Raw genomic sequence first — 17,569 nt, 5'->3', positions numbered from 1 at the left:
TGCACCTCCGGAGTCGGCAACGGACGTAGTGTCACGCAAGCGCCGTCAGAGCGTCGCGGCGCTGCGAAAACCGAACAGGCCGACCAGCAGCACGGTCGGGAACTGGCGGATCGCACGGTTGTATTCGGTCACCGCCTCGTCGAACTGGCGGCGCGCGAACGCCAGCGTCGCATCGGTCGCCTGCAGCTGCGCGTTCAGGTTCGCGAGTTCGCTGCCAGGCGCGCTCTGCACCGGCAGACGCGCCCGTGCCTCGGCGAGGATCTCGTCGGCCAGGCGCAGGCTGGTGATCGCGCCGACGGTGCCCGGCCGCACCCGCGCGTTCGCGCACGCCGCCTCCACCTGCCCGCAGGCAGCCCGCAGCCCATCGAGGCGCGGGCCGGCGTTGGTCAACAGCGGCGCCAGCGTGTCGAGCAGCGCCAGCAACAGCGCGTGGCGCTGGCGGAACTGCTCGTCCACCGGCACGAACAGCCGCACGATCGTGCCGCGCAGCCGCACCAGGCGGTTGTAGGCGCCGACGGCCCAGAACACCAGCAGGGCCGCGACCGCCCAGCCGACGATTTCGGATGTGTTCATGCGAGGGACTCTACGTCAGGGCGCGAATGCTTCGATGCGCGACGAAGTTTCGACCAGCTCGGCCCGGCGATCATTGCGGCTCTGTCACGCCACGCCTCTTTGTCCATGTCCGATGTCACCACGCCCACGTTCCTGGCCCTCGTCGCGGCGGTGTTCGCGCTCGGCGGCTTCGTCAAGGGCGTCGTCGGCCTCGGGCTGCCGACGATCGCGATGGGCCTGCTCAGCGTGCTGATGCTGCCGGCACAGGCGGCGGCGCTGCTGGTCGTGCCGTCGCTGGTGACCAACCTGTGGCAGATCGGCGGGCCGGGGCTGGCGGCGCTGCTGCGCCGCCTGGCCGGCCTGCTGCTCGGCGTGTGCGCCGGCGTGGCCCTGGGCGCCGGCTGGATCGCCGGCGGCGGGGCCGGCGCGCGCGGTGCGGCGTTCGCGAGCCTCGGGCTCGGCATCGCGTTGATCGTCTACGCCACGCTCGGCTTGCTGCAGTGGCGCGCGCATGTGCGCCCGGCCCACGAACCGTGGCTCGGGCCGCTGGTCGGCGTCGCCACCGGGCTGGTCACCGCGGCCACCGGCGTGTTCGTGATCCCGGCGGTGCCGTACCTGCAGGCGCTCGGGCTGGAGAAGGACGCGCTGGTGCGCGCGCTGGGCGTGTCGTTCCTGGTCTCGACGATCGCGCTCGGGGTGAGCCTGGGCCACGGCGGCGCGCTGCCGGCTGCGTCGCTGCTCGCGTCGGCGCTCGCGGTGCTGCCGGCACTGCTGGGCATGGGCGCCGGCCAGTGGCTGCGCGGGCGGGTCCGCCCGGAGACCTTCAAGACCGTGTTCTTCATCGGCCTGCTGCTGCTCGGGGCGTACCTGGCGGTGCGGGCGGTGCTGCGCCTCGCCTGAGCCTGGTCGAGAATTCCGCGATGGCCGACGCCCCCGAGCCCCGCTTCGCGAAAGTCGCCGCGATCATCGGCGATCCGACGCGCGCGCGCATGCTGTCGGCGCTGATGGGCGGCGAATATCTCGCTGCGGGCGAGCTCGCCGCGGCCGCCGGCGTCAGCGCGGCCACCGCGAGCACGCACATCGCGAAGCTGCTCGACGCCGAACTGGTGGTCGTGCGCATCCAGGGCCGGCACCGCTATGTGCGACTTGCCGGCGAGGAGGTCGCGCACGTGCTGGAGGCGCTGTCCTTCGTCGCCGAGCGCAGCGCCCACGTCGACAAGTGGGAGCGCGGCGCGTACAAGCCGCTGAAGGCCGCGCGCACCTGCTATCGGCACATCGCCGGCGAACTGGGCGTCGCGCTGTTCGAAGGCCTGCTCGCTCGCGGCACGCTCGCGGCCGAACGCGGGGAGCACGCCGGGCAGTTCGCGCTCAGCGCCGCCGGCCGCGCCGACCTGGCCGAACTCGGCATCGCGGTGCCGCCCGATGCGACCCCTTCGCGCCGGTTCGCACACGCGTGCTTCGACTGGTCCGAGCGTCGCGATCACCTTGCCGGCAGCCTCGCGGTGACGCTGCTCGATCACGGACTGGCGCAGGGCTGGGTGCGGCGCACCCGGGGCTCGCGGGCCCTGCAGCTGACGCCGCCGGGCGCGCAGGCACTCGCGCGCTGGCTCGGGCCGCCGGCCTGAGCGCTAAGCCGGTGCGCGCTCGCGCAGCCAGCGCGCGTGGCCGTCGCGGCGCAGCACGCAGGCCGGGCACGCGCCGCAGCCGTAGCCCCACGCGTGGCGCTGCGCGCGGTCGCCGAGGTAGCAGGTGTGGGTGTGCTCGATCGTGAGGTCGACCAGCGCATCGCCGCCGAGCTGCTCGGCCAGCGCCCAGGTCTGCGCCTTGTCGAGCCACATCAGCGGCGTCTCGATCGTCATCGGCGCGTCCAGGCCGAGGCTGATCGCGACCTGCAGCGCGCGCAGCGTGTTGTCGCGGCAATCGGGGTAGCCGGAGTAGTCGGTCTCGCACATGCCGCCGACCAGCACGCTCGCACCGCGTCGATAGGCGACCGCCGCGGCAAAGTTGAAGAACAGCAGGTTGCGGCCGGGCACGAAGGTGTTCGGCAGGCCCTTCGCCGTCATCTCGATGGCGCGCGCGCCGGTCAGCGCGGTGTCCGAGAGCTGGCCGAGCAGCGCGAGGTCGAGCAGGTGATCGTCGCCGAGTCGCGCGGCCCAGTGCGGGAACGCGGCGACGAGTGCGCCGCGCACCTCGCGCCGCGCGTCGAGTTCGATGCGGTGGCGCTGGCCGTAGTCGAAGCCGATGGTCTCGACATGCGCGTAGCGCGTCAGCGCCCACGCCAGGCAGGCGGTCGAATCCTGCCCGCCCGAGAAGAGGACCAGCGCACGGCGCGGGTCGACCGCCGCGACCATCGCCGTCAGCCGCGCAGCTCGCCGTGCCCGAGCACGATCCACTTCAGCGAGGTCAGCCCTTCCAGGCCGACCGGCCCGCGCGCGTGGAACTTGTCGGTGCTGATGCCGATCTCGGCGCCCAGGCCGTATTCGAAGCCGTCGGCGAAGCGGGTCGACGCGTTGACCATCACGCTGGCCGAGTCGACCTCGCGCAGGAAGCGCTGTGCATGGGTGTGGGTGTCGGTCAGGATCGCGTCGGTGTGGTGCGAGCCGTAGCGGTTGATGTGCGCGATGGCCGCGTCGAGCCCGTCGACGACCTTGACACTGATGACCGGCGCAAGGTATTCCTCGCTCCAGTCCTGCTCGGTGGCCGGCGCGAGCGTGGTGCCCGGCACGGCGCGCAGCAGCGCGAGCGCGGCGGCATCGCCGCGCATCTCGACGCCCTTGGCCGCGAACAGCGCGCCGATCCGCGGCAGGAACGTCGGCGCGATCGCCGCGTGCACCAGCAGCGATTCGGCGGCGTTGCACGGGCTGTATTTCTGCGTCTTCGCGTTGTCGGTCACCCGCAGCGCCATTTCCAGGTCGGCGCTGGCGTCGACGTACACATGGCAGTTGCCGTCCAGGTGCTTGATCACCGGCACCCTGGCTTCGCGCGAGATGCGCTCGATCAGCCCCTTGCCGCCGCGCGGGATGATCACGTCGACCGCGTCGGGCGAGCCGATCAGGTGCCCGACGGCGGCGCGGTCGGTGGTCTGCACCAGCTGAACCGCGTCGGACGGCAGGCCGGCATCGACCAGCGCCGCCTGCACGATCTTCCACAGCGCGAGGTTGGAGTGGATCGCCTCCGAGCCGCCGCGCAGGATCGCCGCGTTGCCGCTCTTGATCGCCAGCGACGCGGCCTCGATCGTCACGTTCGGCCGGCTCTCGTAGATCATGCCGAACACGCCGAGCGGCACGCGCATGCGACCGACCTGGATGCCGCTGGGGCGTTGCGCCAGGCCGCTGACCTCGCCGATCGGGTCGGCCATCGCCGCGATCTGCTCGCAGCCCTGGGCGACGGTCTCGATCACCTTCGGCGTCAGCTTCAGTCGGTCGACCAGCGGCGCGGCCAGGCCGGCCTGCTGGGCGGCGGCGATGTCGAGCGCGTTCGCGGTGCCCAGTTCGTCGGGCGCGGCGCGCAGGCGCCGGGCCAGCGCCAGCAACGCGGCATTCTTCGCGGCGGTCGGTGCCGCGGCCATGTGCGCGCTCGCGGCGCGCGCCGCCGCGCCCATGTGGGCGATGAGGGCTTGCAGGTCGGTCGAGGTCATGCCCGATTGTCTCAAACCGGGCGCGCGCCCGTGCGCTGCGTCAGTCGACGCGGTCGTTCGCGCGCAGCCGCACGCACTGCGGGTGCAGCTGCCAGCGCGACGCGCGGCACACCTGCTGCATGCAGCGGTACAGCGCGAACTCGGTGCGGCCGCTGCAGGCGGCGCGCGGGCTCGCGTTCTCGCCGCGGGCGGCCTGGCGCGACGTCGGGGCGCGCGGCGCCGGGGGCGGGTTGTTCTGGCGCGGCGCTGCGGCGGGCGGGTTGCGCTCGATCATGCGCTCGGGATCGAGACCGGCGATCGCCGGCGATGGGGATTGCTGCGGCGGCGTGACGGTCGACGGCGGTGCCGGCGTCGCCGCCAGCGTGGCGGCTTCGCTGGCGGGCGCGGCGGCCGGTGTCGTCGCGGCCGGCAGGCTCGCGCTCGAGTTTGCGACCGCGACCGGCGCCGATGCAGCGGCCGTATCGGCACCCGCTGCGAGGGCTGCCGTGGCGCTGGCCGCGGGACCCGGCGATGTCTCTGCCGAGGTCGCCGTGGCCGCGGCGGGGGGTGGAGGTGCGGTGGTCGTCGTCACGGGCGGCGTCGGATCAACGCGGGTGGGTGCCGGCGCGGTGGCGAGCGGCCGCTCGACCGCGATCTCCGGCGCCATGTTCCAGCCGCCGCTGACCAGACCGAGCACGCCGATCGCGAGCACCGTCAGGCCGGCGGCCAGCGCCAACTTGTAGCGGCGTGCCCGGTTCGGAGCGCGCGACAGGGCCGGCGCGACCCAGGGCGCGCGGTCGACTGCCGCGAATTCCGTGTCGGCGAAGGTCGGTGCCTCGACCGGACGCCCGGCCGCGGGCGCGACCGGCGGCAGCGACGACGGCGTCGGCCGCACCGGCGGGGGCAATGCGGTCGAGGTGGGCCGCGTCGCCGTGGTCTCGCCGAGACTCGCGGTGTCACCGGCGCGCGCAAGCGCCTCGCCCCCGGTGCTGCGCGGCGCCGGCTCCGGTGCCGGGCTGCCGAACGGATCGAACACCGGCTCGGCGCGCTGCCGCGCCGGCGGTGGGGCGTTGTCGTCCAGCCAGGCGCGAAACTGCGCGGCGCTGGTCGGCCAGTCGGCGGGCAGGGGCGACAGCGCGGCATCCAGGCTGCGCAGCAGGCCGGCACTGTAGCGCGGGCGCTGCGCCGGCTCGAAGGTTTGCGCGATTACTTTTACCAGTGCCTGCGCGCGCGCCGGGTCGGCGGCTGGCGGCGGCAAGGTGCCGGTGATGCAGAACCGGGTGACCTCGGCCAGCGCGCGCAGGTCGGCGATCGCGCCGTGCGCCGGCGAGTGCGCCGCGCGCATACCGGGCTGCGGGCCGAGCGGCGTCTCGATCGTCGCCATCAGCGTCTCGACCAGGTCGCTGCCGATCTCGCGGCCCGCGGCACCGGGCCCGAGCAGCAGCGGTCGGTCGTCGCCGAGCAGCATGATGTTGCCGGGCGTGACGCCGCCGTGCGAGCGGCCGCCCTGATGGATCGCCTCGAGCGCGCCGAGCAGGTCCTCCAGCAGGCTGCGCAGCGAGGCCTCGTCCGGTGCCTCGGGCATGTCGCGGCGGATGTCGACCAGCCGCCTGCCCGAGTAGTAAGGCATCACGCGGTAGGCGGTGCCGTTGGCCTCGAACAGCTGGTTGACGCGCACCAGCGCCGGGTGATCGCAGTGCGCGAGCAGGCGTGCCTCGTCGACGAACGCGCGCAGGCCGCGCGCGATCACGTCCTCGTGCCACTCGTCGGTCGCGTGCAGGCGCAGCGCGGCGTCCCGATGCACCAGTCGCGACGGCAGGTACTCCTGGACCGCCACCGCGAGCGCGAGCGCATGGTCGGTCGCGAGGTAGACCGCACTGCTCGCGCTGCGCGCGATCAGCCGCTGCACCTCGAACGGACCCAGCCGCGTGCCCGGGGGCAGCCCGGGATCGGCCAGTCCGGAGGCTGGGTGCAAGGGCGGCAGGTGGCGGTCGTTCATCGGCGGAGTCGGGGGCATGTGCGCGCCGCAGCTTAGCGCCGCGGATCCGTGGAGATGTTCCGATATGTAGGCCGGGGCCTGACCTGCACAACCCGGGCGCTACATCTTCGAACGCGTTCGTGGCCTGGGCGGGCAGCATGAGGCATGCGCGATTTTGAGGAATCCACGCTCTGGCGTGTGAGTGAATTCGAGCGCGTTCGCGAATTGAACGGCGGCAGCGGCTTCGCCGGCCTGAATCGCCCGACCGTGCTGCCGACGACCCTGATGGCCGAGTTGCGCCGGCTGGATGCCGATGGCGGCAGCACCGACCTGCTCGAGGTCGTGGCCGCCTGCGTGCGGCACCGCGAGCCGGCGCTGCTGCTGTTCGACTACGAAGGGCTGGTCTGGCCGGTCACGGTGTTCCCGCAGCAGCAGCTGTACCACTCGCCGCGCGATTTTGCCGACGCGGCCACGGACGCGCTGGCCCAGCTCCGCCTGATCGGCACCGAGCCGCCGGGCGTGCGACCGCCGGGCCACTGGATGCACGAGCGCGTCGCGCAGACCGCGCACTACCGCGCGCTCGCGCCGCTGTTGTGGCAACTGGCGCTGGCGGGCCCGCGCGCCACGCTGTTGGCCGAGATCTCGGGCACCGCGGCCTACCGCGCGTTGCGCGACCCGGCGGACGACGGCGTGGCGCTCAGCGGTGCGCTGCGCCCCGCGGCGCTGCGGCTGCGCCGCGAGACGGTGGCGCTGCGCGACATCGCCGGCTGGCCGGGCATGAGCGTGGAGCGGGCGAGCCGGCTCGTGAACGGGCTGTACCTCGGCGCGTCGCTGCTGGCGACCCGCGCCCACCCGGCGGCCCGTCCCGAACCGCGCCCGCTCTGGCGCGGCAAGCCGCGGCGCTGAAGTCGCGCGTCAGCCGAGCTCGTGGACGCGGTGGCAGGCCACTTGCTGGCCGCCGCCCAGGTCCTGCAGCACCGGCACCTCGACGCGGCAGCGCTCGACGGCGTACGGGCAGCGCTTGTGGAAGGCGCAGCCGCTCGGTGGATTCAGCGGCGACGGCAGCTCGCCGCTCAGCACCTGGCGCTGCTGGCGCGCGGCCTTGTCGATGCGCGGCGTGCTGGCGAGCAGCGCGCGCGTGTACGGGTGCCGCGGCGTCGCGAACAGCGTCGTCTTGGGCGCCTGCTCGACGACCTTGCCGAGGTACATCACCAGCACCTCGTCGGCGATCAGCTCGACGACCGCGAGGTTGTGCGAGATGAACACGTAGGCGACGCGGGTTTCATCCTGCAGGTCCATCAGCAGGTTCAGCACCTGCGCCTGGATCGACACGTCGAGCGCCGAGACCGGCTCGTCGAGCACGACCAGGCTCGGCTGCAGCATCAGCGCGCGCGCGATCGCGACGCGCTGGCGCTGGCCGCCGGAGAACATGTGCGGGTAGCGCGCGTCGTGCTCGGGCCGCAGGCCGACGCGGGCCATCATCGCGCGCGCCTTGTCGCGCCGCTCGGCCTTGCCGTCCGTGGTGTTGATGACCAGAGGCTCCTCGAGCGCGAGGCCGATCTTCTTGCGCGGGTTCAGGCTCGCGAACGGGTTCTGGAACACCATCTGGACCTGCTGGCGCAGGACCTTCTTCGTCGCCGCGTCGGCGTGGGTCACGTCGGCGCGCGCGCCGCCGCCGGTGCCGATCAGCAGTGCCCCGGCGGTCGGCGGCTCGATCATCGTGAGCTGCCGCGCCAGCGTGCTCTTGCCGCAGCCCGACTCGCCGACAACCGCGAGCGTGCGCCCGGCGGCCAGCGTGAACGAGACGCCGTCGAGCGCACGCACCAGCGCCTTCGGCTTCATGAAGCCGGTGGACACCGGGTAGTGCTTGCTGAGGTCGCGCGCTTCGAGGACCGTGGTGTCGTCGGTCATGCCGGCACCCCCGTCGTCGGCTGCAGCGGATAGAAGCAGCGCGCCTGCGCACCCGGCGCGCCATACAACGCCGGCGGCTCGGCGCGGCAGCGGTCCTGGACGTACGCGCAGCGCGGCGCCAGCAGGCAGCCGGCCGGCCGGTCGAACGCGCCCGGCACCATGCCGCCCATCGAGCGCAGGCGCCGCTGGCCGATGTTGTGCTCGGGCAGCGCCGACAGCAGCGCCTCGGTGTACGGATGCCGCGGCGCCTCGAAGATCTGCGGCACCGCGGCGGTCTCGACCACCTGGCCCGCGTACATCACCTGCACCCGCTGCGCGACCTCGGCGACGACGCCCAGGTCGTGAGTGATCAGCACCAGCGCCATGCCGCGCTCGCGCTGCAGCTTGAGCAGCAGCGCCAGCATCTGGGCCTGGATGGTCACGTCGAGCGCGGTCGTCGGCTCGTCGGCGATCAGCAGCCGCGGGTTGCAGGCGATCGCCATCGCGACCATCACGCGCTGGCTCATGCCGCCGCTGAGCTGGTGCGGGTACGCGTCGAGGCGGCGCTCGGCGTCCGGGATGTCGACATCGCGCAGCAGCTGCAGCGCGCGTGCGCGCAGCGCCCTGCTCGACCCGCCTTCGTGGATGCGCAGCGTCTCGACCAGCTGGAACGCGACCGTGAAGCACGGGTTCAGGCTGGTCATCGGGTCCTGGAAGATCATCGCGATGTCGCGGCCCAGCATCTGGCGGCGGTCCTTCTCGCGCATCGCCAGCAGGTCGCGGCCGTCGAACGACAGGCGCGTCGCGCCGACCTTGCCAGGCTCGTCGATCAGCCCCATCAGCGCCAGCGCGGTCACGCTCTTGCCCGAGCCCGATTCGCCGACGATGCCGACGACCTCGCCGGCGTTGACGGTCAGGCTGACGCCGTCGACCGCCTTGAACGCACCGAAAGAGACACCGAGGTTCTCGACCTCCAGCAGCGGAGCGCTCATCGCTTCAACCTCGGGTCGAGCGCGTCGCGCAGGCCATCGCCCATCAGGTTGAACGCGAGCACCGAGACCAGGATCGCCAGGCCTGGCAAGGTCACGACCCACCATGCGCTCTGGATGAACTCGAGCGCGCTGGCGAGCATCGAGCCCCACTCCGGCGTCGGCGGCTGCGCGCCCAGGCCGAGGAAGCCGAGCGCGGCGGCGTCGAGGATCGCGGTCGAGAAGCCGAGCGTGGCCTGCACGATCAGCGGCGCCGCGCAATTCGGCAGCACGGTGTCGAACATCAGCCGCGCCCGGCTCGCGCCGGCGATGCGCGAGGCGTTGACGTAGTCCTTCGCGAGTTCGCCGATCACCGCGGCGCGGGTCAGGCGCACGAAGTGCGGCAGCATCACGATCGCGATCGCGTACATCGCGTTCATCAGCCCGGGCCCGAGGATCGCGACCACCGCCACCGCGAGCAGCAGGCTCGGCAGCGCGAGCATGATGTCCATCAGCCGCATGATCGTGAACTCGACGCCGCCGCGGAAGAAGCCGGCGAGCAACCCGAGCAGCGCGCCCAGGCTCAGCGACAGGCTCACCGAGACCAGCCCGATCAGCAGCGACAGCCGCGTGCCGTGGATCAGCCGCGACAGCAGGTCGCGCCCGACCGGGTCGGTGCCGAGCAGGAACACGTGGCCGCCGATCGGCTGGGTCGACGGCGGCTTGAGCACGGCATCGGTGAACTGTTCCTTCGGCGAGTACGGCGCGATCACGTCGGCGAGCAGCGCGCACAGCAGCAGCGCGACGATCACCGCCAGGCCGATCATCGCGCCGCGGTTGCGGCGGAAGTCGCGCCAAAGCTCGGCGAACGGGGAGGGTGGGGTGGTGGTGTTGAGGATGGCGCTCATGGCGTGCGGCGGTTCTTTGCGTCGCGGCAGGCGGCACCCGTCAGGGGCTCATTCGGTGGCGGTCGATGCTGCGCATCGACTGCGCTCCGGTGCTCGCTCCGGGGCCTCCTCGCCAACTCACTTCGCTCACTTCGTTCGCTGCGTTCAGACAGGCGCTCGGAAGTCAGATGACGAAGCGCGCTGCGCGCGCCGGCCCCGAAGCTGCGCTCCTCACCGCCACCCAAATCGCCCCTGCCGGCTGCCGCCTGCCGCGAAGGCCACCACCGGAGCTCTTCGACCGAAAAGCCACGGTGGTTGGCAGCAAAGGCGCGCGCGGGTGGGTTGCGCGGCGCCTGGGAGGCGTCGAGCAGCGCAGGGCGTGTGGCCGCGCGCGCAGCGCGCTCGTCCTCTGACTTCGTCGCGCATGTTTGAACGCAGCGGACGAAGTTCGCGGAGTGAGTTGGCGACGAGGCCACGCGACCGAGCAGCGCAGAGCAGTCATCGCGCAGCGATGACCGCCTCCGGGGCGCTGCGCAGCCCACCCGCGCGCGCCTTTGCCGCTCGAACGATCGCAGGATCACACCCATGTCAGTGATGCCGAATCCGCGGATTGATCACGCCATACAGCACGTCCACGATCAAATTCACCCCGATGATCACGCTCGCGCTCATCAGCAACCCCCCTTGCACCGCAGGGTAGTCGCGCCGCCCGATCGCCTCGACCAGCCACTTGCCGATGCCAGGCCACGAGAAGATCGTCTCGGTCAGGATCGCCCCGGCCAGCAGCGTGCCGACCTGCAGGCCGATCGTCGTGATCACCGGGATCAGCGCATTGCGCAGCGCGTGGATGCCGACGATGCGGAAGGTCGAAGCACCCTTCGCGCGCGCGGTGCGCACGTAGTCCTCGCGCAGCACCTCGAGCATGCTGGAACGCGTCATGCGCGCGATCACCGCGAGCGGGATCGTGCCGAGCGCGATCGCCGGCAGGATCAGGTGCGAGACGGCGCTCTTGAACGCGCCCTTGTCGCTGGAAAGCAGCGAGTCGATCAGCATGAAGCCGGTCACCGGCGGGATGTCGAACTGGATCGCGATGCGGCCCGAGACCGGCGTCCAGCCGAGCCAGACCGAGAAGGTCAGGATCAGCAGCAGCCCCCACCAGAAGATCGGCATCGAGAAGCCGGTCAGCGAGGCGCCCATCACCGAGTAGTCCCACACGGTGTTGCGCTTGACCGCCGCGATGATGCCGGCGGGCAGGCCGATCAGCAGCGCCAGCAGCATCGCGCAGACCGAAAGCTCGATCGTCGCCGGGAAGCGCGCGATGAACTCGCGGAACACCGATTCGTGCGTGATCGTCGACAGGCCCAGGTCGCCGTGCAGCGCCTTCCAGACGTAGTCTGCGTACTGCACCGGCAGCGGCCGGTCGAGGCCGAACTCGTGCAGCAGCCGCGTGTAGCGCGCCGGGTCCATGCCGCGCTCGCCCGACAGCGCCTCGACCGGGTCGCCGGGCAGCAGCCGGATCAGCGAGAACACCAGCAAGGTGATGCCGATGAAGGTCGGCAGCACCAGGCCGAGGCGCTTGAGGACGAAGGTGAACAAGGGAATCGCCCTCAGCCTGATCAGAAGCTCAGCCGGCGCCGGGCCGCCCCAAGGCGGCTGAGTGCCCCCGAGGGGGGCAGGAGCGCAGCGACGTGGGGGCTGACATCTATTTGTCGGCCAGATCGACCTTGTTGAAGTAGTGGTGAGCGGTGGCGTCCATCTTGTAGCCGATCACTTCCTTGCGGATCGGGTCGAAGCGCACCGAGTGGGCGATCGTGATCCACGGCGCTTCTTCCTTCGCGATCACCTGGGCCTTCTCGTACAGCGCGGCGCGGTCGGCCTGCTTGGTCGCGAGCTTGGCCTTCTGGATCAGGTCCTCGAAGTCCTTGTTGCACCAGCGCGCGACGTTGCCGCCGCCCTTGACGGCCGAGCAACCGAGCAGCGGGACGAAGAAGTTGTCCGGGTCGCCGTTGTCGCCCGACCAGCCGAACATCATCGACTGCTGCTCGCCGGTCTTGCTGCGCTTGCGGTACTCGCCCCACTCATAGGTGATCAGCTTGGCCTTGATGCCGACCTTCTCCCAGTCCGACTGGATCAGCTCGGCCATGCGCTTGCCGTCCGGGTTGTAGGGGCGGGTGACCGGCAGGTACCAGAGGTCGACCTCGGTGCCGGCGGGCACACCGGCCTGCGCCAGCAACGCCTTGGCCTTGGCCGGGTCGTAGGCGTAGTCGACGACCTTGTCGTTGTAGCTCCACAGCGTCGGCGGGATCGGGTTCTTGGCGACGGCGCCGGCGCCCTGGAACACCGCGTCGAGGATGCCCTTCTTGTTGACGGCCATGTTCAGGGCCTGGCGCACCAGCTTGTTGTCGAACGGCTTCTTCTCGACATTGAACGCGATGTAGCCGACGTTCAGCCCGTTCTTCTGCACCAGGTTGATGTTCGGGTCGTTCTTCATCAGCGCCACGTCGGCCGGCTTCGGGAAGGCCATCACGTGGCATTCGCCGGTCTTGAGCTTGGCGTAGCGCACCGACGCGTCGGTCGTGATCGCGAAGACCAGGTTGTCGATCTTCGGGCGGCCGCCCCAGTACGCATCGAAGGCCTTGTAGCGCACGACCGCGTCTTTCTGGTACGAGACGAAGGTGAACGGGCCGGTGCCGATCGGCTCGCGGTCGATCACGTCGGGCGTGCCGGCGGCCTTCATCTTGTCGAAGTATTCGGCGCTCAGGATCGACGCGAAGTCCATCGCCATGTTGGCCATGAACGGCGCCTCGGGTTTCTTGAGCACGAACTTGACCGTCATCGCGTCGACCTTCTCGACCTTGTCGACGATGTTCTTCATGTCCATGTCGTCGAAGTACGCGTAGGTCACGCCCGGCGTGGTCTTCGGGATCGCCGGGTCGGCCATGCGGTTGAACGAGAACAGCACGTCGTCGGCGTTGAAGTCGCGGGTCGGCGTGAATTTGGCGCTCGAGTGGAACTTGACGCCCTTGCGCAGCTTGAAGGTATAGGACAGGCCGTCCGGCGCGGCAGTCCAGCTCTCGGCCAGGCCCGGCACGATGTTGGTCGTGCCGGTGTCGAACTCGACCAGGCGATTGAACATCGGCACCGAGACCGCGTCGAAGGTCGTGCCGGTCGTGTAGTACTGCGGGTTGAAGCCCTCGGGGCTGCCCTCGGAGCAGTACACGAGGGTCTTGGCCGCGAAGGCCGCGCCGGTACCGGCGAGCAGCACGCCGGCTGCGAGCGTGGAGAGAGTGAAGCCGCGGAGTGTCATGGGGTGGTTCCGGAAGATGGGGGCGACGAGTGCTCCTCGTGGGAGCGGCTGAATGATAGGCGGCGTGATTTGCGCACCATGCTGGTGTTCCCCCTAGCAATCCGCCGGCCAGGCTCAGCGCTGCAACCAGCCCAGCACGACCAGCCACGCCGGCGCGACGGCGACGAACGCGAGCGTCGAGAACACCGTCGCGGCCGTCACCTCGCCCTCGAGCGTGCGGTAGCGCTGCGCGAAGATCAGCGCGTTGCTGCCGATCGGCAACGCCGCCATCATCACGATCACCGTCAGCGGCAGGCCGCTCAGGTGGAAGCCCCAGTGCGCGATCAGCAGCACCACCGCGGGCAGCACCAGCAGCTTCAGCGCCGACAGCCCCAGCGCCGCCCGGGCCGCGCCCTGCACGCCGTAGTACGCGAGCGACATGCCGATCAGCACCAGGCACAGCGGCACCACCGCCTGACCGAGCGTGGCCAGGATCTCGTCGGCCACGGTCGGGATCGGCAAGCCGAGCGCGTTCCAGGTCAGCCCGATCAGCACCGGCAGCACGACCGGGTGGATGACGGTGTTGCGCGCGGTGCCGAGCAGCGTCTTCGCCAGATGTGGGGCCTCGCCGCCGAGCACGCGCTGCGCCTTTGCCAGATCGAGCTCGACCAGCGCCGTCGACAGCGTCAGCAGCACCAGCGCGTGCAGGCTGACGATCGCGAGGTGGATCTGCAGCCCGCGCTCGCCGAACAGCGCCGCCGCCATCGGGATGCCAACCTGCACGGTGTTGCCGAACGCCGCGGTGATCGCACGGACGGCGGGGGCCGCCGGGGGCAGCGCGCCGTCGCGGTTGCGCCGCTTGATCACGACGTACACGCCGAGCAGCATCAGCACCAGCGGCACGAACACCGCGATCAGCGTGTCCCAGGGCATGGCGTGGAAGTCGATCCGCGCGGTGGTGCGGAACAGCAGCGCCGGCACGAAGATGTAGTACGCGGCGTTCGCCAGCACGCGCGCCGGATCGGCCTGCGCGCCGCTTTCGGCGTCCGCCGGGCTGAGCCAGCGCAGCTTGCCGACGATCCAGCCGATCGCCACGATCACGAAGATCGCGAGCAACTTGAAGAACACGAGGGACGACATGGTGGCGAGTATCCGCGACGCCCTGCGCCCGCTCGGCTAAGCTGCGGCCCCTCGTTCATTGCCCCGCATTTCCCCCTTGACCTCCCCGCCTTCACGCCGGCCCGGCCCGGTCGCGCGTCTGTCGCGCGCCGCCGTTGCGCTGGTGATCGCCGGCCTCGTGGCGCTGACCCTCGCGCAGCGCCTGAGCCCCGTCAGCCCCTGGTGGCTGGAACTCACCCGCTACGCACCGTACCCGCTGTGGCTCGCACTCGCCGGCGTGGCGGTGCTGCTGTCGCTCGCGTGCGGCCGCCGCTGGATCCTGGCCAGTCTGGGCGCGCTCGTGCTGGTGGCGACGCTGACGATGGGCTGGGTCTGGAACCCGGCCCCGACCGCGGGCGTGCCGGCTTTGCGGGTGATGACCTACAACATCAAGGCGTACCGGGCCGGCCTGCAGCCCGAGGGGTTCGGTCGCCTCGCCGCCGAGATCGCCCGCCACGACCCGGACATCGTGCTCGCGCAGGACGCTCATCCCCTGGCGGCGCCGCGCGTCGCCGACGATGCCGCGCTGTTCGGCGCGCGCGAGCGCCACCGCGTCGGGCAGTACGTGATCGCGAGCCGTTACCCGCTGCGCGATTGCCGGGCCGGGCGGCTCGAGGTGCGCGGCGACGACGTCGGCACGCTCCAGTGCACGGTGCGGTTCGGCGGTGTCGACCTGGACCTCGTCACGGTCCACTTCGATTCACCCCGTAGCGGCCTGAACGCCGCGCGGCGCGAGGGACTCGACGGCGCCGACGAATGGCGACGAAACTATCAGGACCGCCTCGACCAGGCGCGCCTGCTCGCCCGGCAACTCGGCCCGGCACAGCGCCCGCGCATCGTCGCCGGCGACCTGAACGCGCCGGAGGCCTCGCCGGTCGTGCAGACGCTGCTCGCGACCGGCCTGCGCGACGCGCACTCGGCCGCCGGGCGCGGCTACGGGTTCACCTACGGTCAGGCGCTGCGGATCGGCCGCTCGTTCCTGCGCATCGACCACATCCTGGTCAGCGAGGGCATCGAGGTGGCGGCCTGCACGGTCGGCGGCGGCAAGGCGTCCGAACACCGGCCGGTGATCGCCGAGTTGCGCCTGCGGCGCCCGTAGCGCGCCGGTTCAGCCCAGTTCGGCGCGGCGCGGCATGTCGGCGCCACGGCGCGAACAGGTGATCGCCGCGGCGCGCGCGGCGAATTGCAGCGCCGCGCGCAGGCTGTCGGCCAGCAGCGCCTGCAGCCCTGCGCGCGTCAGCGCGCCGTGCTCGGCGAGCCAGCAGATCAGCGCGGCCTGGAACGTGTCGCCGGCACCGACCGTGTCGACCACCTCGACCGGCACCGGCGCCGCCTCGACCCGCGCGCCGCCGGCCCAGCCGACCGCGCCTTCGCCACCGCGCGTCACGACGACCAGGCGCACGCCGGCGGCGAGCGCGCGCGCCGCGAACGCATCGATGCCCGTGGCGGGCAGCAGCAGCCCGAGGTCCTCGTCGCTGATCTTCAGCAGGTCGGTGCGCGGCAGCATCCAGTCGAGCTGGTCGCGCCAGCGGGCGAGGTCGGGCTCGACATTGAGCCGGATGTTCGGGTCGTATGCGATCAGCGCGCCGCGGGCGCGCTCGCGCTCGACCAGCGCACGCTGGGTCGACGCGACCGGCTCGACCACCGTCGCGTAGGAACCGAGGTGGACCAGTGCGACGCCGCTCGCCACCGCGGCGAGGTGCTCGGCGGTGACGTTGCGGTCGGCCGCGCCCTCGCCATAGAACGCGTAGTTCGGCACGCCGTGCGCATCGAGCCCGATCAGGCTGAGCGTCGTCGGGTCGTCGGTGCGGGCGATGGCGCGGGTGTCCACGCCCTCGGCCACCAGCGCCCGCATCAGGCGCTCGCCGGCGAAGCCGGTCGAGACCGCGGTGAACAGGGCGGCCGGCTGGCCGAGGCGGGCCAGCCCGACCGCGAGGTTGAACGGCGAACCGCCGACGCGCGCATCCAGCGACATGCCGGTGGGGGTGTCCGCGCCCTGGAAGACGTCGAACAACGCCTCGCCGCAGATCATCAGCATGGGTGTGTCTCCGAGTGAATTCGGGCGTCAGCTTCGCGCGCCGCGCCGACATCTGCCATTCGGGTTTTCCATTAATAAATCAAGTTGATTTATTAAAAGAGAGTACCGACAATGAAGCCACACCGATCCCAGAAACACCCCCAGGAGACCCGCCATGACCTCGACCGCCACTTCCTTCTCGCGTCCCGCCCTGACCCTGCTCGCGCTCGCTGCCGCGTGCACGCTCGCCAGCGCCGCCGACCAGCCGGTGATCGGCCTGATCACCAAGACCGACACCAACCCGTTCTTCGTCAAGATGAAGGAGGGCGCTCAGGCGGCCGCGACGGCCAAGGGCGCGAAGCTGCTGACCGCAGCCGGCAAGGTCGACGGCGACAACGCCGGGCAGGTCACCGCGATCGAGAACATGATCGCCGGCGGCGCCAAGACCATCATGATCACGCCGAACGACTCGAAGGCGATCGTCCCGGCGATCAAGAAGGCGCAGGCGCAGGGCGTGATGTTCATCGCGCTGGACAGCCCGGCCGACCCGATGGAGGCGACCGACGCGCTGTTCGCGACCGACAACTACAAGGCCGGCCAGCTGATCGGCCAGTACGCCAAGGCAGCCGTCCTTGCCAACTTCGCCGGCAAGCCCGCCAAGATCGCCACGCTCGACCTGTTCCCCGGCCACCCGGTCGGCGCGCAGCGCCACAACGGCTTCATGGCCGGCTACGGCCTGAAGGCGGCGGACGCCAAGAGCAACGAGCTGAGCAAGAGCGCCGAGATCGTCTGCATGGCCGACAGCTTCGGCGACCAGGCCAAGGGCCAGACGGCGATGGAGAACTGCCTGCAGAAAAATCCCGACATCAACGTCGTGTACACGATCAACGAGCCGGCCGCGGCCGGCGCGTATCAGGCGCTGAAGGCGGCGGGCAAGGAGAAGGGCGTCGTGATCGTCTCGGTCGACGGCGGCTGCGCCGGCGTCAAGAACGTCAAGGCCGGCGTGATCGCCGCGACCTCGCAGCAGTACCCGCTGAAGATGGCCTCGATGGGCGTCGAGGCCGGCATCGAGTACGCGAAGACCGGCAAGAAGGTCAAGGGCTACACCGACACCGGCGTGACCCTGATCACCGACAAGCCGATGGCCGGCGTCGACAGCAAGGACACCAAGGTCGGTACCGATCTCTGCTGGGGCAACAAGTAAGCGGCAGCCGCCC

16 protein-coding genes are annotated in these 17,569 nt (G+C 71.2%); 5 read left to right on the top strand and 11 right to left on the bottom strand.

What is annotated here, in order from left to right:
• Positions 1-45 precede the first annotated feature (45 nt).
• Entirely contained in the window at positions 46-573 is a 528-nt protein-coding gene (locus tag ACWH49_RS08695; RefSeq protein WP_448171097.1) for a LemA family protein, read from the bottom strand.
• Positions 574-678: 105 nt separating this feature from the next.
• Between ACWH49_RS08695 and ACWH49_RS08690 the strand changes: the two genes are divergently transcribed.
• Complete coding sequence (locus ACWH49_RS08690) at positions 679-1,452, top strand: sulfite exporter TauE/SafE family protein (RefSeq protein ID WP_448171096.1); 774 nt, start codon at positions 679-681, stop codon at positions 1,450-1,452.
• A 20-nt stretch (positions 1,453-1,472) separates the two neighbouring features.
• On the top strand, positions 1,473-2,177 hold the full coding sequence (locus ACWH49_RS08685; protein WP_448171095.1) for an ArsR/SmtB family transcription factor: 705 nt from the start codon (positions 1,473-1,475) through the stop codon (positions 2,175-2,177).
• 3 nt (positions 2,178-2,180) lie between these two features.
• Here ACWH49_RS08685 and queC read toward each other — a convergent pair whose 3' ends face one another.
• The 3 genes from queC to ACWH49_RS08670 are packed head-to-tail and all read right to left on the bottom strand — an operon-like array spanning position 2,181 to position 6,185.
• Positions 2,181-2,903: a 7-cyano-7-deazaguanine synthase QueC gene (queC, locus tag ACWH49_RS08680; protein WP_448171094.1), complete on the bottom strand. Its 723-nt coding sequence runs from the start codon at positions 2,901-2,903 to the stop codon at positions 2,181-2,183.
• Positions 2,904-2,908: 5 nt separating this feature from the next.
• Positions 2,909-4,189, bottom strand: a complete 1,281-nt coding sequence (locus ACWH49_RS08675) for a glutamate-5-semialdehyde dehydrogenase (protein WP_448171093.1) — start codon at positions 4,187-4,189, stop codon at positions 2,909-2,911.
• Positions 4,190-4,229: 40 nt separating this feature from the next.
• The gene (locus tag ACWH49_RS08670; protein ID WP_448171092.1) at positions 4,230-6,185 is read right to left on the bottom strand and encodes a serine/threonine protein kinase; all 1,956 of its coding nucleotides are present in this window, start codon (positions 6,183-6,185) and stop codon (positions 4,230-4,232) included.
• 126 nt (positions 6,186-6,311) lie between these two features.
• Here ACWH49_RS08670 and ACWH49_RS08665 point away from each other — a divergent pair, with 126 nt between their 5' ends.
• Positions 6,312-7,052 carry a hypothetical protein gene (locus ACWH49_RS08665; protein WP_448171091.1) on the top strand — a complete coding sequence of 247 codons (741 nt, stop codon included), beginning with the start codon at positions 6,312-6,314 and terminating at the stop codon, positions 7,050-7,052.
• A gap of 9 nt (positions 7,053-7,061) precedes the next feature.
• Here the strand turns inward: ACWH49_RS08665 and ACWH49_RS08660 are convergent, their stop codons facing one another.
• The 6 genes from ACWH49_RS08660 to ACWH49_RS08635 form a co-directional block, all read right to left on the bottom strand.
• Entirely contained in the window at positions 7,062-8,057 is a 996-nt protein-coding gene (locus tag ACWH49_RS08660; protein ID WP_448171090.1) for a dipeptide ABC transporter ATP-binding protein, read from the bottom strand.
• Positions 8,054-9,028, bottom strand: a complete 975-nt coding sequence (locus ACWH49_RS08655; protein ID WP_448171089.1) for an ABC transporter ATP-binding protein — start codon at positions 9,026-9,028, stop codon at positions 8,054-8,056. The genes ACWH49_RS08660 and ACWH49_RS08655 overlap by 4 nt, the downstream gene beginning before the upstream one ends.
• The gene (locus ACWH49_RS08650) at positions 9,025-9,912 is read right to left on the bottom strand and encodes an ABC transporter permease subunit (RefSeq protein WP_448171088.1); all 888 of its coding nucleotides are present in this window, start codon (positions 9,910-9,912) and stop codon (positions 9,025-9,027) included. The genes ACWH49_RS08655 and ACWH49_RS08650 overlap by 4 nt, the downstream gene beginning before the upstream one ends.
• 567 nt (positions 9,913-10,479) lie before the next feature.
• A complete protein-coding gene (locus tag ACWH49_RS08645; protein WP_448171087.1) occupies positions 10,480-11,487 on the bottom strand; it encodes an ABC transporter permease subunit in 1,008 nt (335 codons plus the stop codon).
• 106 nt (positions 11,488-11,593) lie between these two features.
• Positions 11,594-13,198 carry an ABC transporter substrate-binding protein gene (locus ACWH49_RS08640; RefSeq protein ID WP_448171086.1) on the bottom strand — a complete coding sequence of 535 codons (1,605 nt, stop codon included), beginning with the start codon at positions 13,196-13,198 and terminating at the stop codon, positions 11,594-11,596.
• Positions 13,199-13,312: 114 nt separating this feature from the next.
• Positions 13,313-14,317: an AEC family transporter gene (locus ACWH49_RS08635; protein WP_448171085.1), complete on the bottom strand. Its 1,005-nt coding sequence runs from the start codon at positions 14,315-14,317 to the stop codon at positions 13,313-13,315.
• 76 nt (positions 14,318-14,393) lie between these two features.
• Between ACWH49_RS08635 and ACWH49_RS08630 the strand changes: the two genes are divergently transcribed.
• The gene (locus ACWH49_RS08630) at positions 14,394-15,434 is read left to right on the top strand and encodes an endonuclease/exonuclease/phosphatase family protein (protein ID WP_448171084.1); all 1,041 of its coding nucleotides are present in this window, start codon (positions 14,394-14,396) and stop codon (positions 15,432-15,434) included.
• A 9-nt stretch (positions 15,435-15,443) separates the two neighbouring features.
• Here ACWH49_RS08630 and ACWH49_RS08625 read toward each other — a convergent pair whose 3' ends face one another.
• On the bottom strand, positions 15,444-16,373 hold the full coding sequence (locus tag ACWH49_RS08625) for a carbohydrate kinase family protein (RefSeq protein WP_448171083.1): 930 nt from the start codon (positions 16,371-16,373) through the stop codon (positions 15,444-15,446).
• 154 nt (positions 16,374-16,527) lie between these two features.
• On the opposite strand from ACWH49_RS08625, the gene ACWH49_RS08620 reads away from it, so the two are divergent.
• The gene (locus ACWH49_RS08620; protein ID WP_448171082.1) at positions 16,528-17,556 is read left to right on the top strand and encodes a substrate-binding domain-containing protein; all 1,029 of its coding nucleotides are present in this window, start codon (positions 16,528-16,530) and stop codon (positions 17,554-17,556) included.
• Positions 17,557-17,569 lie beyond the last annotated feature (13 nt).

The organism is Rhizobacter fulvus (assembly GCF_964020785.1).
The sequence above is the reverse complement of the archived record's forward strand: the minus strand, read 5'-3'. Positions and strand labels throughout refer to the sequence as shown.